Source organism: Nocardia sp. NPDC050175, assembly GCF_044459885.1.
GTDB lineage: Bacteria > Actinomycetota > Actinomycetes > Mycobacteriales > Mycobacteriaceae > Nocardia.
Map to the genome: position 1 here is coordinate 224,231 of NZ_JBITJI010000001.1, position 14,050 is coordinate 238,280.

12 protein-coding genes are annotated in these 14,050 nt (G+C 68.7%); 3 read left to right on the plus strand and 9 right to left on the minus strand.

Features of this window, described 5'->3' with window-relative positions:
• Positions 1-45 precede the first annotated feature (45 nt).
• Positions 46-960, minus strand: a complete 915-nt coding sequence (locus ACIBK2_RS00995; RefSeq protein WP_396962233.1) for an SDR family oxidoreductase — start codon at positions 958-960, stop codon at positions 46-48.
• 108 nt (positions 961-1,068) lie between these two features.
• Here ACIBK2_RS00995 and ACIBK2_RS01000 point away from each other — a divergent pair, with 108 nt between their 5' ends.
• A complete protein-coding gene (locus ACIBK2_RS01000; RefSeq protein WP_396962235.1) occupies positions 1,069-1,734 on the plus strand; it encodes a TetR/AcrR family transcriptional regulator in 666 nt (221 codons plus the stop codon).
• 55 nt (positions 1,735-1,789) lie between these two features.
• Entirely contained in the window at positions 1,790-2,695 is a 906-nt protein-coding gene (locus tag ACIBK2_RS01005) for a dienelactone hydrolase family protein (RefSeq protein ID WP_396962237.1), read from the plus strand.
• On the opposite strand, the gene ACIBK2_RS01010 is transcribed toward ACIBK2_RS01005, so the two are convergent.
• The 3 genes from ACIBK2_RS01010 to ACIBK2_RS01020 all read right to left on the minus strand — a co-directional run bounded on the left by ACIBK2_RS01010 (position 2,696) and on the right by ACIBK2_RS01020 (position 5,768).
• Complete coding sequence (locus tag ACIBK2_RS01010; RefSeq protein WP_396963995.1) at positions 2,696-4,198, minus strand: FAD-dependent monooxygenase; 1,503 nt, start codon at positions 4,196-4,198, stop codon at positions 2,696-2,698. It lies immediately after the preceding gene.
• A gap of 11 nt (positions 4,199-4,209) precedes the next feature.
• Positions 4,210-4,794, minus strand: coding sequence for a TetR/AcrR family transcriptional regulator (locus ACIBK2_RS01015; RefSeq protein WP_396962239.1), 585 nt, complete (start codon positions 4,792-4,794; stop codon positions 4,210-4,212).
• A 74-nt stretch (positions 4,795-4,868) separates the two neighbouring features.
• Positions 4,869-5,768, minus strand: a complete 900-nt coding sequence (locus ACIBK2_RS01020) for a LysR substrate-binding domain-containing protein (RefSeq protein ID WP_396962241.1) — start codon at positions 5,766-5,768, stop codon at positions 4,869-4,871.
• Between the two features lie 195 nt (positions 5,769-5,963).
• On the opposite strand from ACIBK2_RS01020, the gene ACIBK2_RS01025 reads away from it, so the two are divergent.
• A complete protein-coding gene (locus tag ACIBK2_RS01025) occupies positions 5,964-7,007 on the plus strand; it encodes a PQQ-dependent sugar dehydrogenase (protein WP_396963997.1) in 1,044 nt (347 codons plus the stop codon).
• Position 7,008: 1 nt separating this feature from the next.
• On the opposite strand, the gene hutI is transcribed toward ACIBK2_RS01025, so the two are convergent.
• From hutI to hutH, 5 genes are all read right to left on the minus strand, one after another.
• Entirely contained in the window at positions 7,009-8,166 is a 1,158-nt protein-coding gene (hutI, locus tag ACIBK2_RS01030; RefSeq protein WP_396962243.1) for an imidazolonepropionase, read from the minus strand.
• The gene (locus ACIBK2_RS01035; protein ID WP_396962245.1) at positions 8,154-9,458 is read right to left on the minus strand and encodes a formimidoylglutamate deiminase; all 1,305 of its coding nucleotides are present in this window, start codon (positions 9,456-9,458) and stop codon (positions 8,154-8,156) included. Before ACIBK2_RS01035 ends, hutI begins: the two co-directional genes overlap by 13 nt.
• Positions 9,455-10,654 carry an allantoate amidohydrolase gene (locus tag ACIBK2_RS01040; protein WP_396962247.1) on the minus strand — a complete coding sequence of 400 codons (1,200 nt, stop codon included), beginning with the start codon at positions 10,652-10,654 and terminating at the stop codon, positions 9,455-9,457. The genes ACIBK2_RS01035 and ACIBK2_RS01040 overlap by 4 nt, the downstream gene beginning before the upstream one ends.
• Before the next feature lie 32 nt (positions 10,655-10,686).
• Complete coding sequence (gene hutU, locus ACIBK2_RS01045) at positions 10,687-12,339, minus strand: urocanate hydratase (protein WP_396962249.1); 1,653 nt, start codon at positions 12,337-12,339, stop codon at positions 10,687-10,689.
• Positions 12,340-12,409: 70 nt separating this feature from the next.
• Entirely contained in the window at positions 12,410-13,969 is a 1,560-nt protein-coding gene (gene hutH / locus ACIBK2_RS01050; RefSeq protein WP_396962251.1) for a histidine ammonia-lyase, read from the minus strand.
• Positions 13,970-14,050: the final 81 nt, after the last annotated feature.

Consider the following 14,050-nt stretch of genomic DNA (forward strand, 5'->3'; position numbering starts at 1 on the left):
TGCGCAAATCGGACACTGTAGATACCGCGCAGTTTCATTTAAGAATCAGGCGGGCAGCAGCGTTCCGGTCAGTCGTTCAGCCTCGTCCCACAGTCGCCGCGCCGTCTCTTTGTCCCGCGCCCGACGCGGCACCGATGCGACGCCGGTCGGGCCGACCAGGCCGAATCGTCCACTGGGCCCGTAGTATTCGCCATTACGGGCCGACGGATCGACCGCGGCGAACAGCAGCGGCTCCGCGCCCTGCTGCACCTGCTGCTTCGGCAGGAAGTCCAGACTGGTGAGCAGCGACCGCTTCGGCTGTTCGCGGCCGAGGGTCGCGCCCGCAGTCTGCAGGTTGGTGACGGTGTAGCCGGGATGCGCGCCGGTGCTGAGCAGATTCCAGCCGCGCTCCTCGGCGATCTCGGCCAACCGCATCGTCAGCATCAGGTCGGCCAGCTTCGACTGCGCGTAGGACATGTTCGGGCTGTAGCGACGCTCCCACTGCAGGTCGTCGAACCGGATCCGCCCGTACATCGCGGTGCCGCTGCTCATCGTGGCGACCCGAGGGTGCTCGGCGCGGCGCAGCTGCGGGAGCAGCAGCATGGTCAGTGCGAACGGGCCGAGGAAGTTACTGCCGAATTGCAGCTCGAATCCGTCTGCGGTGGCGTTCCTGGTGGGCGGCGCCATTACGCCCGCGTTGTTGACCAGCACGTCCAGGGTCCGATCTTCAGCGCCGAGTCCCGCGGCGAATTCGCGGACCGAGGCGAGATCGGCGAGGTCGATGCGGCGAACCTCGAGGGAAGCACCGGGGTGCCGAGTCAGGATTTCCGCCTTGGCCGCTTCTCCCTTGGCCGGCGCACGGACCGCCATGATCACGTGTGCGCCCGCACCCGCCAAACGCGCGGCCGCCTCTTTTCCTGTCCCACTGTTCGCGCCGGTGATGACTACCGTTTTGCCGGTCTGATCAGGTACTTCATACATTGTGAGCTCCTCGCCAAGATTTAAGAGACCGTCGGTCTGTTGCTGAATTCAACGCTAACGGACCGCCGGTCTGTAGTCAATAGACCGCCGGTCTGAAATACTGGAGGCATGGTCGGATTCCAACGCGCACGCAGCGAAGAGCAGCGAGAGGTGCGCAGACGCGCCATCCTCGACACGGCGGCGGCGATGCTGACGCAGATGCCGGTGGCCCAGGTCGGCCTGAACGAGCTGGCCCGCCGAGTCGGGCTGGCCAAGTCGAATGTGTTGCGTTACTTCGACTCTCGCGAGGCCGTACTGCTCGAACTGCTCGACCTCTCGTACCGGGAGTGGGTGGCGGCGCTGGCACCGCAGCTCGCGGACACCACGGGTGATCTGCCGACCCGTCGCGACCGGCTGACCCGCGCCATCGTCACATCGCTCGCGGCAAACCCCGTGCTCTGCGACCTGTTCGGCTCCCAGGCGGCCGTCCTGGAGCGCAATATCTCCCCCGATGTCGCCGCCCAGTTCAAACGCACCTCGATCGCCACGACCGGCGACTTCGCGAACCTGGTTGCCCGGCTGATCCCCGAGTTCGGCCCGGAACGCTCGTGGAAATTCTGCGCCGTCACGCTGCTCACCACCGGCTCGCTATGGACGCACAGCCAGCCCGCCGCAGCAATGCTCGCCGCCTACGAGCAACATCCCGAGCTCGCCGCCGCGCGCATCGACTTCACCGAAACCAGCACGGACCTGTTGAACATTCTCGCCCTGGGCCTGCTCGCCACCGAAGCCTGAGCGCGTTGCCCGGAAAGCCGCGCGGATCGTGGCGGCGGGGCCTACCTTGGTGGGCATGACGCCGCTGCAGCGCTATATCGCGGAAGAAATCGCCGCCGATCATGCCGACGGCCTACTGAATCGCCGCGAGGCGCTACGCCGCCTCGGGCTACTCGGGTTCGGCATTCCGGCGGCCGCGGCCTTGCTCGCCGCCTGCTCCAGCCAGAACAACGATCAACCCGTCACCTCGCAACCACCCTCCGCCGCAACACCATCCACGCCACCCGGGTCGGGCTCCGCGCTGCCGACGACGCCGATTACCTTCGCGGGCCCCGACAATCGTCAGTTGCAGGCCGCCTGGGCCGAGGCCGCGCAGCCTCGGGGCGGCGTGCTCGTCATCCATGAGAACAAGGGCCTCACCGACCACATCCGTTCGGTGACAGGACGATTCGCCGGGGCAGGCTACTCGGCTCTCGCCGTCGATCTGCTCTCCGAGAAGGGCGGCACCGCGACCTTCACCGATCCGGCGCAGGCCACCGCCGAGCTCAGCAACACCCCGCAGGAGCAGTTCATCGCCGACCTGCGTGCGGGTCTCGACGAGCTCGGACGCCGTGTCCCCGGCAAGAAGCTCGGCACGACAGGGTTCTGCTTCGGTGGCGGCCTGGTCTGGTTGTTGCTCGCGTCCGGGCCGTCCGCGCTCGCCGCGGCAACGCCGTTCTACGGACCGTTCCCCGACAACGGCGACCTTTCCGCCTCGAAGGCCGCCGTGCTAGGTATCTACGCGGCGGCGGACACTCGCGTAGACGCCACCCGCCAGGCCGCCGAGGACGCACTCAACCGGGCGGGCACGCCGCACGAGATGTGGGTCGCGCCGAATGCCGATCACGCGTTCTTCAACGACACCGGGCCCCGTTACGCGCCGGCCGCCGCCACCGAGGCCTGGCAGCGAGTACTTGATTGGTACGGAACACATCTGGGCTGATCACCAGGATGTGAGGAAATCCTGGATCGGCGCGGGATCCGTTGCGACGACACCGATGTAGCCGTCGGGTCGGACGAGCACCAGCGTGCCCGGCCCTGACGGGTCGATGTCGTAGTTGCGGAAGGCGGCGCCGACGGTCGACGCTGTCTCGTCTACCGCTCCAGGTTCGAGCACTCGTCCGCGTACCCGATCACCGTGTGCACGAACAACTTCAGCAACAGTCCCGGCGGTAGCGGCACCGAACCCGAGCACCGTGAAATGAGTGCCACGAAACAAGTCGAAGAGGCGAGAGTCGCCACACTGGGCATCCGGTGCACGGTCACCCGCTCGCACCGCGCCCGGCGTCTCACGCGCATCCACGGCCAACGGCCCGCCACGATAGTTGACCTTCAGCTGGAAGATATCCAGGCTCCCCTGCCCCGGCTCCGCGTCCTGAAATTCCTGTCGATGTGAGCGCGTCGTGACATCGAGTACCCGGGCAGCGATCGGAAACCGCTCGGCCTCATAGGTATCCAGCAGCCGATCCGGCGCACCCGACAACACGGCCGCCAACTTCCAGCCGAGGTTGTAGGCATCTTGCACGCTGGTGTTCAGTCCCTGCCCGCCCGACGAGGAGTGCACGTGCGCCGCGTCACCGGCCAGGAATACTCGGTCGACCCGAAAACGGTCCACCATGCGGACATTCACCCGATACACCGAGATCCAGTTCAGGTCGTACAACCGGATATCCGAGCGACCGGAGCGTTCGTCGAGGATCTTCTGCACGGCTTCCAGGGTCAGCTCGGGCACGTCGTCCGCGGTCATGTTGGCGATGAACTGGTAGTAGTCGGTCCCCGGCATGGACCACAGCGAAAAGCGTTCCTGCACATTGCCGGTCGTCAGCATGTGACAGTAGGTGCCGGTCAGGCCCTCGGCCTTGACATCGCCGATCAACGTCCGCTCGGTCGCGAAGGTTTCGCCCTCGAAGCCGACGCCGAGCGTCTTGCGCACGACGCTGCCGCCGCCATCCGTGCCGACCAGATACCGGGCGCGTACCTGCTCGAGCACACCGTTGCGGCGCAGGGTCGCGGTGACACCGGTGTCGTCCTGAACGAAATCGACGAGCTCCGTGTTCAATTCGAGCCGGCCGCCGAGTTCGAGCAGCCGGTCCCTGAGCAGTTCGTCGGTGCGCCACTGCGGCAGGATCCACGCGTTCGGATAGGGCACGCCCTGTTCGCGTTCGAGTGGCGCGATCCCCAGCATCTCGTGCACCGTCCGCGTCCACTTCACCTGTGTGTCGGTGTACATGCGGAACGACGGGAACGGCGCACCGTTGGCGACCACCGCGTCGATCAGGCCGAGGTCGTCGAAGACTTCGAGAGTCCTTGGCTGTAAACCCTTTCCACGCGAACCAACGAAGAGCTCCGCAGCCTTGTCCACCACCAGGCACTCGATCCCGCGCCGAGCCAGGTCGCAACCGAGCGTCAGCCCGGTGGGTCCGGCGCCCACGATCAGCACCGGCAGTTCTGTTGTCGTCATCTATCTGCCTTCGTCGAGAAAGTGCGAGTGAGGATGGGCAGCAGCAGCTCGTCCACCAGGTCGGTGAGGAAGGCCCGGTCGAGCGGCTCGCCGAGAAACATCCGGCGCATGATCTGTCCCTCGGAGACCTGGTGTGCCAGTTCGGTTTCGGTGCCAGCGGGCAATTCACCGCGGGCGATGGCGCGGTCGACGATGGTGCGGAACGGGCCGAGATCCTCGTCCGCGACGTGCTCGCGCAGCGCTTCGGCGAGTTCGGTGTCGACCCGCATGGCGTGCATGACGCCGGTCATCATGGTCACGTAATGGTCGTCGACCTGCGCGGTCAGCGCGAGCAGCGCCGCGATCAGATCGCCGCGCGCGGTGCCGGTGTCGGGCATGTCGGCGACATACTCGGCGTCGTGCGCGTCCATGGCCGCTTTGACCAGTGCGGGCTTGCCTGGCCACCGTCGGTAGATGGTCGCCTTGCTCGCCTGAGCTCGTGCCGCGACGGCATCCATTGTCATTGCCGCGTAACCGATTTCGCCCAAAAGCTGATACGTGGCGACGAGTATCGCCTGCTCGCGTTCGGCGCCCCTGATCACAGCTCCTCCAGGTGAACGGTACGGTTTCGTTCACATCAACAGTAGCCGAAGACCGGCGACAGGCACAAGGCCGATTACAGAATTTGATCGCCGAGCGCGACGTCGCGGCAGGCCTCGAGCAGCGGGTGCAACCGCTCCATGGCATTGGTGCGCACGGCGAGCACCGTGGGCAGCGCGAGCACACCCGGCGTGCACACGGGCAGGAAGGCCACCCGGCTGCTGTGCAGGAGCCGTGCGTGCGGCGCGTAGAGGACAGTCCATCCGGCGGCACCGGCGCCGAGCGCGGCGAGGGTGTCTTGGATCGAGACTTGCTCAGGACCGAGCACCGGTTCGAATCCCGCTTTGCTGCAGGCGGTCAGCACAAGATCATCGAGCAACGCGTTGTTCTGCCGGTTCGTCAGATAGAGCGGCAGCTCGGCGAGCTGAGCGAGATCGACACACCGGTCGGCGGCGGAGGGATGATCGGCGGGCAGCGCGACGACCAGTTCGTCGTACCACACCGGAATCTGCTGCACGCCCTCCGGCGCGGCCACCTCGCCGCGCAGGAACGCCGCGTCCCACTCGTGCTCCGACACCTTCCGCAGCCGCTGCCCGAGCGCCGCCGACGTCAGTTCCACCTTCACCCCGGGCGCGCGGTACTTCAGCGCGACGAGCAGCCGCTCCAGCCGCTCGCCCATCCCCCGGCTGGTGCCGATGCGCAGCACGGTCGGCGTGGTCAGGAAGTCCGCGACGCTGGTCCGCGCGCGTTTCTCGGCCGCGAGGACCTTCTTCGCGGCAGGCAAAAACGCCGCCCCGGCCTCGGTGAGCCGGACGCTGCGAGGCGACCGTTCCAGCAGCACGACGCCGAGCTCGCGTTCGAGCCGGCCGAGCTGCTGGCTGACTGACGATTGCACAATCATCAGCCGTTCCGCCGCCCGACCGAAATGTAGCTCTTCGGCCACCGCGACGAAATACCTCAGTTGACGAAGTTCCATGACCTCAACGTGGTTCGGGGACAAGACTGGGTCAGGCTACCGCCCGGGGTGCGCGGCCAACCGATGTGGCTTCGTCCCGCGCGCCGCGCACACACAAATATCGTCGGAGGTGCCCGCGTGAGTTATCCGGAAGTCAGGTCAGCGCGTCGTCGTATTCTCGGTGTCGCGGCGGCCGTAATACTGACCGTCGGCGTGATGTCGGCGTGTGGAAGCAGCGACAAACCCGCACCCGCACCCGCGACCGTGCAGAGCACCGCACCTAGTAAACCGTCCGGCGCGCCCGACCTCGGCGCGGCAGAGGAGATCGCGCACGGGATCGAGGTGCCGTGGGGGCTGACCTTCCTGCCCGACGGCAATGCGCTGGTGGCGGAACGCAACAGCGGGCGCGTTCTGCGGATCGGGTCCGGGCATGCGCCGGAACAGGTGTACCAGGTGCCCGGTGTTGTCGCGAGCGGTGAAGGCGGTCTGCTCGGTCTGGCGTTGTCGCCGCAGTATGCCGAAAACCATTACGTCTATGCCTACTTCACCGCCGCATCCGATAATCGGATCGCCCGGTTTCGGCTGGATGGACCGCCGGAGGTGCTGTTCGACGGGATTGCCAAGTCGTCCAATCACAATGGCGGCCGCATCGCGTTCGGGCCGGACGGGCTGTTGTACGTCGGGACCGGCGATGCGGGACAGAGCGGTCGGTCGCAGGATCCGGCGAGCCCCAATGGGAAGATTCTGCGGCTGACGCCGGAAGGGCAACCGGCGCAAGGCAATCCGACCGAGGGATCGCCGATGTACAGCCTGGGGCATCGCAATGTGCAGGGCCTGGCCTGGGACCGTGACGGGCGGCTTTTCGCGGCGGAGTTCGGGCAGAACCGGTTCGACGAGATCAATCTGATCGAGCCGGGACACAACTACGGATGGCCGACGGTCGAGGGCGTCGGCGGCGCGGATCGCGGGTTCACCGAACCGTTGGTGACGTGGGCGACGTCGGAGGCTTCGCCGTCGGGGATCGCGATCGCCGGAGATACGTTGTACGCCGCGGCATTACAGGGCGAGCGGCTGTGGACGGTGCCGCTGCGGGACGGCACGGTCGGTCAGCCCCGAGATGTGCTGCGGGGCAGCTACGGTCGGTTGCGCACGGTCGCGGTCGCGCCGGACGGCGCACTGTGGCTCACCACGTCCAACACCGACGGCCGGGGCAACCCCCAGCCGAATGACGATCGCGTGCTTCGTTTCCCGGCGCGGTGAGTCAGTCGAACATCGGCACCCGGACCGGTCGGCCCAGCCGCCACACCGCGTAGGTCAGCGGCACGCCTGGGCGGTAAGCCAGGTGGGTGACCGACGGAGCGTCCAGCACTTGCAGATCCGCGCGGGCACCGACACGGACGACACCGACATCGTCGCGGCGCAACGCTCGCGCACCGCCCGCGGTCGCCGCGCGTACCGCTTCGGCGACCGAAAGTCCCATCTGCAGTACGGCAGTCGCGACACAGAAGGCCATCGAGGTGGTGTAAGAGCTGCCTGGATTGGCGTTGGTGGCCAGCGCGACAGTGGCACCGGCGTCCAGCAATGCGCGGGCCGGTGCGAGGCGCTGCCTGGTGGACAGGTCGCAGGCGGGCAGCACGGTGGCGACGGTGTCGGAGGACGCGAGGGCCTCGATATCGGCGTCGGTCAGGTAGGTGCAGTGATCGACGCTGGCCGCACCGTGGCGCACCGCCAGTTGGACGCCGGGGCCTTCGCCGAGCTGATTGCCGTGCACCCGCAGGCCGAGCCCGCGCGCGTGCGCGGCGCGCAGCACCCGATCCGACCGCTCCTCGTCGAAAGCGCCTGTCTCGCAGAAGACATCGGCCCAGCGCACATAGGGCGCGACGGCGTCGAGCATCTCGCCGCACACCAGATCGACGTACTTGTCGGGGTCCATGTCGACCGGAACCAGATGAGCGCCCAGGAAGGTCACTTCATCGGCGGCCGCTGCGGCGAGCTTGGCCGAGCGGAGTTCGTCGGCGACGTTGAGTCCGTAGCCGGTCTTGGTTTCCAGGCAGGTGGTGCCCTGCCGGCGTGCCTCGGCGATATGCCGGGCCAGGTTGACCGACAGCTCGTCGTCGGACGCGGCCCTGGTGGCGGCGACGGTGGTGGCGATGCCGCCCGCGCGATATGGCCGTCCGGCCATCCTGGCCTCGAACTCCGCGGTGCGGTCGCCCGCGAAGACGAGGTGGGTGTGGCTGTCGACCCAGCCGGGCAGCGCGGCCCGGCCGCCGAGGTCGACCCGGTCGTCGGCCGCGGGAGCGGCGCTCGCCGGGCCGATCCAGGCGAATTGCTCGCCGTCGAGGACCACCGCCGCGTCGCGCAGCGGACCGTCCTCGATGTTGGTGGTGAGTTCGCCGATGCCGGTGATCAGGGTCGACACAATGCCTCGATTTCCTCGCGCAACACGGTTTCCGGATGGGCCACCCGCAGGTGGCGGTGCTCGGACACGACGGGGCGGCCCGCGACGAGCACCGAGCGGACGTCGCTCGCGGTCGCGGCGAACAGGGCGGCAGCAGGAGCCGTGCCCGCAGTACGGATCGAGTCCAGGTCGATGGTGACCAGGTCTGCCGCCGCGTTCGGCGCGATCCGGCCTGCCTCCGGCCAGCCGATGGACGCGTGATCGGTGGCGGCGCGGTAGAGCTCGGCCGGGCTGAATCGGCCGCGGGCCCGGCTGGCCAGCCGCTCGTCGAGTTCCAGGGCGCGCCACTCCTCGAAGGCGTCGATCACCGCGTGGCTGTCGGTGCCGAGGCACAGGCCCACTCCGGCGTCGGACAGCGCACGGGCCGGGCCGATGCCGTCGCCGAGGTCGCGTTCGGTGGTGGGGCAGAAGCACGCGCGAGTGCCGCTGTCGGCGAGCAGGGCGATGTCGGCGGTCGTGAGGTGAGTCGCGTGCACCGCGACGGTCTGCGGCCCGAGCAGGCCCACCTCTGCCAGCAAGGCGGTCGGTGTACACCCGTGTGCGGCAAGGCAATCGGTGTTCTCCGACGGCTGCTCGGACAGGTGGACGTGCACCGGCCGACCCGAGGCCGCCTCGGCGACCACCGGGAGCGCCGCCGCCGGCACCGCACGCACCGAGTGTGCGGCGACGCCGGTCCGAACGAGCTCCGGTTTCGGCGTGAACGCGGCGGCGCGTTCGGCCCACGCGTCGACGCTGCCGTCGCTGAAACGGCGTTGGTGCTCCCCCAGCTCCACGCCGAATCCGCCTGCCAGATAACACGTATCGAGCAGTGTGAGCCGAATGCCCGCATCATCTGCCGCCGCCGCGAGTGCCGCGCTCATCGCGTTCGGATCCGCGTACCGCGCACCGCCCGGAGCGTGATGCAGGTAGTGGAACTCGCCGACACTCGTGTACCCCGCCAACACCATCTCGGCGTACACCCCGCGCGCAAGCCGATAGTAGGAGTCGGGATCCAGTTGGGCGGCAACGGCATACATGCGTTCGCGCCACGTCCAGAACGTGCCTTGATCGTGCTGTGTGCGTCCACGCAGCGCGCGGTGGAAGGCGTGTGAGTGCGCGTTGGCGAAGCCGGGGATCGTCATGCCCGGCAGCACCGTGCCGGTGCGTTCGGTGTCGCGGGTGACCGACTGGATCGTCGCGCCGGTCACCTCGATCGTCACCGCCGCGGCCGGTCCGTCCGGCAGCCAGGCGTATTCGGCCCAGTAGGTGCTCATCCGGCCAGTTCTTCCAGCACCCGCGCGAGACTCTGTGCGCCGCTGTCGATGTCGGCGGGCTCGGCGTACTCCTGAGGTGCGTGGCTGATCCCGGTCGGGTTGCGCACGTACAGCATGCCGGAGGGCACGTGCGCGGCGAGCACGCCCGCGTCGTGCCCGGCGCCGGTGGGCAGTGCGGGCACGCCGCCCAGCACCTTGTCCATCCGGCTCCGCAGCGATTCGTCGAAAACGACGTCGTCCGAATAGGACTCCTCGGTGACGGTGAGCTGACACCCTTCCGCCTCGGCGGCGGCGCGCGCCGCCTCGGTGATGTCCTCGACCAGTGCCGCGGTGCGGCCGTCACCGGCGGCCCGGGCGTCCAGCCACAGATCCACGCTGGACGCAATGACATTCGTGCCGCCCGGATTCGGTACCAGCCTGCCGACCGTGGCGCGTGCGTCCGACATCGCGGCGGCGGCTCGTCGCGCGGCGGCCACCACCGTGGCGGCCGGGAGCATCGGATCGTGTCGATCGACGAGCCGGGTGGCACCCGCGTGATTTCCCTGGCCGGAGAACGAGAACCGGTACCGCCCGTGCGCGATGATGCTGCTGCCGGTGGCGACCGGACTGTCCAGCTCGATCAGCCCGCGCCCCTGCTCGACGTGCAGTTCCACGAAACAGCCGATCTGGGCGAGTGCTTCCGGATCGGCACCGAAACGCTTCGGATCATGTCCGGCCTTCACGGCCGCCTCGGCGAGCGTGATGCCCTCGGCGTCGCGCAGACCGCGCGCCCGATCGGCATCGATGGCGCCGGTGAGCAGCCGGGAACCGAGGCACGGCACACCGAACCGCCCGCCCTCCTCCTCGGCGAACACGAGCACTGCGAGCGGCTTGGCCGGCGCAAAACCCTTGCCCTGCAAGATCTCCACCGCCGCGAGCGCGCTGGCCACACCGAGCGGGCCGTCGTACGCGCCGCCACCGGGCACCGAATCGAGATGGCTCCCGGTGACGACCGCGCCGACCCCTGGGCTTCCCCACCACGCCCAGATGTTGCCGTTGCGGTCGGTGTTCACGTCCAGGCCGCTGTCCAAGGCCTGGTCGATGAACCAGTCCCGCAGCTCGAAGTCGGCGTAGTCGTAGACGTGCCGCGAGTAGCCGCCGCGCCGGGAATCCCGGCCGACGCCGGCGATCTCGGCCATCAACTGGTTCACGCCCACCGCGTCGCTCCTACCGTGCTCTGGGATTTGGTTCACGGCGCCTCGTGCATGGGAATGCGCACACCGCGCTCGGCGGCCACCTCGGCTGCGCGGTCATAGCCCGCGTCCACGTGCCGGATCACGCCGGTGCCAGGGTCATTGGTGAGCACGCGCTCGATCTTCTGCGCCGCCAACGCGGTTCCGTCGGCTACACACACCTGCCCGGCGTGGATAGACCGGCCCATGCCGACACCGCCGCCGTGATGGATGGACACCCACGTCGCACCGGACGCGGTGTTGAGCAGCGCGTTGAGCAACGGCCAGTCCGCGATGGCGTCGGAGCCGTCGGCCATCGACTCGGTCTCCCGGTACGGCGAGGCGACGCTGCCGGAATCGAGATGATCGCGGCCGATCACCACCGGCGCGGACAGTTCGCCGCTGGCCACCATCTCGTTGAAGCGCAGCCCGGCCAGGTGCCGCTCGCCGTAGCCGAGCCAGCAGATGCGCGCCGGAAGTCCTTGGAAGGCAACGCGTTCGCTGGCCAGCCGGATCCAGCGGCGCAGCGATTCGTTCTCCGGGAACAGGTCGAGGATGGCGCGGTCGGTGGCCGCGATGTCCTTCGGGTCGCCCGAGAGCGCCGCCCAGCGGAACGGGCCCTTGCCCTCGCAGAACAGCGGACGGATGTAAGCCGGGACGAAGCCGGGGAAATCGAAGGCCCGGTCGCAGCCGCCGAGTGCGGCCTCGCCGCGCAGCGAGTTGCCGTAGTCGAAGACCTCGGCGCCCTTGTCCAGGAAGCCGAGCATGGCCCCGACATGCTCGGCCATCGATTCGCGGGCCCGATCGGTGAACTCGTCCGGCTTCTTGGCCGCGTAGTCGGCCCAGTCCTCGACGGCGATGCCGCGCGGCAGGTAGGCCAGCGGGTCGTGCGCGGAGGTCTGGTCGGTGACGATCTCCGGGTCGAGCCCTTGCGCGAGCAGCTGCGGCAGCACCTCCGCCGCGTTGCCGATCAGGCCGACGGACAGCGCCTTTCGCTGCCTGCGCGCGTTCGTCACTCGCAGCACCGCGTCGTCGAGGTCGGTCGCGATCTCGTCGAGGTAGCGCTCCTGCACGCGGCGCTGGGCGCGGGCCGGGTCGCACTCGATCACCAGCGCGACGCCACCGTTCATGGTGACCGCCAACGGTTGCGCGCCACCCATCCCGCCGAGACCCGCGGTCAGCGTGAGCGTGCCCGCCAGGGTGCCGCCGAATCGCTTGTCCGCCACCGCCGCGAACGTCTCGTAGGTGCCCTGCAGGATGCCCTGCGTGCCGATGTAGATCCACGAGCCTGCGGTCATCTGGCCGTACATGGTCAGGCCGAGCGACTCCAGCCTGCGAAACTCCGGCCAATTCGCCCAGTCGCCAACGAGATTGGAGTTGGCGATCAGTACTCGCGGCGCCCACTCGTGCGTGCGGAACACCCCGACCGGCTTGCCCGACTGCACCAGCAGCGTCTCGTCGGTTTCCAGCGTGGTCAGCGACCGAGTGATCGCGTCGAAGCTGGCCCAGTTGCGGGCCGCCTTACCTGTTCCGCCGTACACCACCAGATCCTGGGGCCGCTCGGCCACTTCCGGATCAAGGTTGTTGTGCAGCATCCGCATTGCCGCCTCGGTCTGCCAATTCTTGGCAGTGAGCTGCGTGCCCCGCGCCGCCCGAACTATCCGACTCATAGAACCAACCTCCAATGAATTACTACCGCGAGCCAGGCCCGGCTACGGCAAAGTTCGACAAGCCCCGCTGTCACGACCCGTTCGACGAAGCGAAGTGGGGCGCGACCGCGCGGGTGAGCTCGCCGGAGCGGATGAGCGCCTCGGCGGCGGCGATTTCGGGAGCGAGATGACGATCGGAGCCGGGGCCCTCGACCTTGGTGCGCAGCAGAGCCAGGGCCGCACCGGTGGCGGGCGCCGGACGCAACGGCGCGCGGAAGTCCAGTGCCCTTGCCGCCGTAAGGTATTCGACGGCGAGCACGGTGGTCAGACCGTCCACCGCGGTGCGCAGCTTGCGGGCCGCGGACCAGCCCATCGACACGTGATCCTCCTGCATCGCGCTGCTCGGGATCGAGTCCACCGAGGCGGGCACGGCCAGCCGCTTGAGCTCGCTCACCACGGCGGCCTGGGTGTACTGGGCGATCATGTGCCCGGAGTCGACGCCGGGATCGGCGGCCAGGAACGCCGGAAGACCATGCGACCGTGCGACATCGAGCATCCGGTCGGTACGCCGCTCGGCCATGCTCGCCACGTCGGCCACCGGGATGGCGAGGAAGTCGAGCACATAGGCGACGGGCGCGCCGTGGAAGTTGCCGTTGGATTCCAGCCTGCCGTCGGCGAGGACCACGGGATTGTCGACGGCGGAAGCCAATTCGCGACCGGCGACCAGTTCCGCGTGCGTGACGGTATCGCGGGCCGCGCCGTGTACCTGCGGCGCGCAGCGTAGCGAGTAGGCGTCCTGCACCCGATTGCAATCCGGCCCACGGTGACTGGCCACGATCTCCGAGCCGACCAGTGCGGCACTGATCCGCGCCGCCGAGCTGGCCTGGCCGGGATGCGGGCGCAAGGCCTGCAGGTCGGCGGCGAACACCCGGTCGGTGGCCAGCAGCGCCTCCACGCTCATGGCGGCGGTGAGGTCGGCGACGTCGAGCAGCATGTGCAGATCGGCCAGCGCGAGCACCAGCATGCCGAGCATGCCGTCGGTGCCGTTGGTCAGCGCCAGGCCCTCCTTCTCGGCCAGCACGACGGGCTTGATTCCGTTGGCGCTCAAGGCCGTTGCCGCGTCCGTCACGTTGCCTGCGGCGTCGGTCACCTCGCCTTCGCCCATCAGCGCCAGCGCCACCGCGGCCAGCGGCGCGAGATCGCCGGAACAGCCGAGCGAGCCGTATTCGTGCACGATCGGGGTGATGTCGGCGTTGATCAGCGCGGCGAGCGTGGCCGCGGTCTCGGGCCGGATCCCGGTGTGGCCGGTCGCGAGGGTGCGCAGCCGCAGCACCATCAGCGCGCGCACCACCTCCCGCTCGACCGGGCGGCCCGCGCCCGCCGCGTGCGAGCGGATCAGCGAACGCTGCAGCGCGACCCGGCTCTCCTGCGGAATGTGGCGGGTCGCCAGCGCGCCGAAGCCGGTGGACACGCCGTAGGTCGGCACCGTCCCCGCGGCCAGCGCGTCGACGTGCGCGCGGGCCAGCGCCAGCCGGTCCTGCGTCGCCTCGCTCAGATGGACCTTGGCGCCGAGCCGCGCGACAGCGACGACCTGTTCCCCGGTCAACGGTCCGTCGAGTGCCACGGTGGGTAGCTGTGCAGTTTCGGGCATGGGGTCCATTCCACCGTCGCGGCGGGCAGTGGAGAATGAGGGTCGGTCCGATTCTGTCTGATATCCAAGACTTGCCGAGGA

What these genes read in the sequence shown, in the direction of transcription:
- ACIBK2_RS00995 (WP_396962233.1), bottom strand. Translation starts at nt 960, where the DNA reads ATGTATGAAGTACCTGATCAGACCGGCAAAACGGTAGTCATCACCGGC.
- ACIBK2_RS01000 (WP_396962235.1), top strand. Translation starts at nt 1,069, where the DNA reads ATGGTCGGATTCCAACGCGCACGCAGCGAAGAGCAGCGAGAGGTGCGC.
- hutU (WP_396962249.1), bottom strand. Translation starts at nt 12,339, where the DNA reads ATGAGTCGGATAGTTCGGGCGGCGCGGGGCACGCAGCTCACTGCCAAG.
- ACIBK2_RS01020 (WP_396962241.1), bottom strand. Translation starts at nt 5,768, where the DNA reads ATGGAACTTCGTCAACTGAGGTATTTCGTCGCGGTGGCCGAAGAGCTA.
- ACIBK2_RS01005 (WP_396962237.1), top strand. Translation starts at nt 1,790, where the DNA reads ATGACGCCGCTGCAGCGCTATATCGCGGAAGAAATCGCCGCCGATCAT.
- hutH (WP_396962251.1), bottom strand. Translation starts at nt 13,969, where the DNA reads ATGCCCGAAACTGCACAGCTACCCACCGTGGCACTCGACGGACCGTTG.
- ACIBK2_RS01035 (WP_396962245.1), bottom strand. Translation starts at nt 9,458, where the DNA reads ATGAGCACCTACTGGGCCGAATACGCCTGGCTGCCGGACGGACCGGCC.
- ACIBK2_RS01025 (WP_396963997.1), top strand. Translation starts at nt 5,964, where the DNA reads ATGTCGGCGTGTGGAAGCAGCGACAAACCCGCACCCGCACCCGCGACC.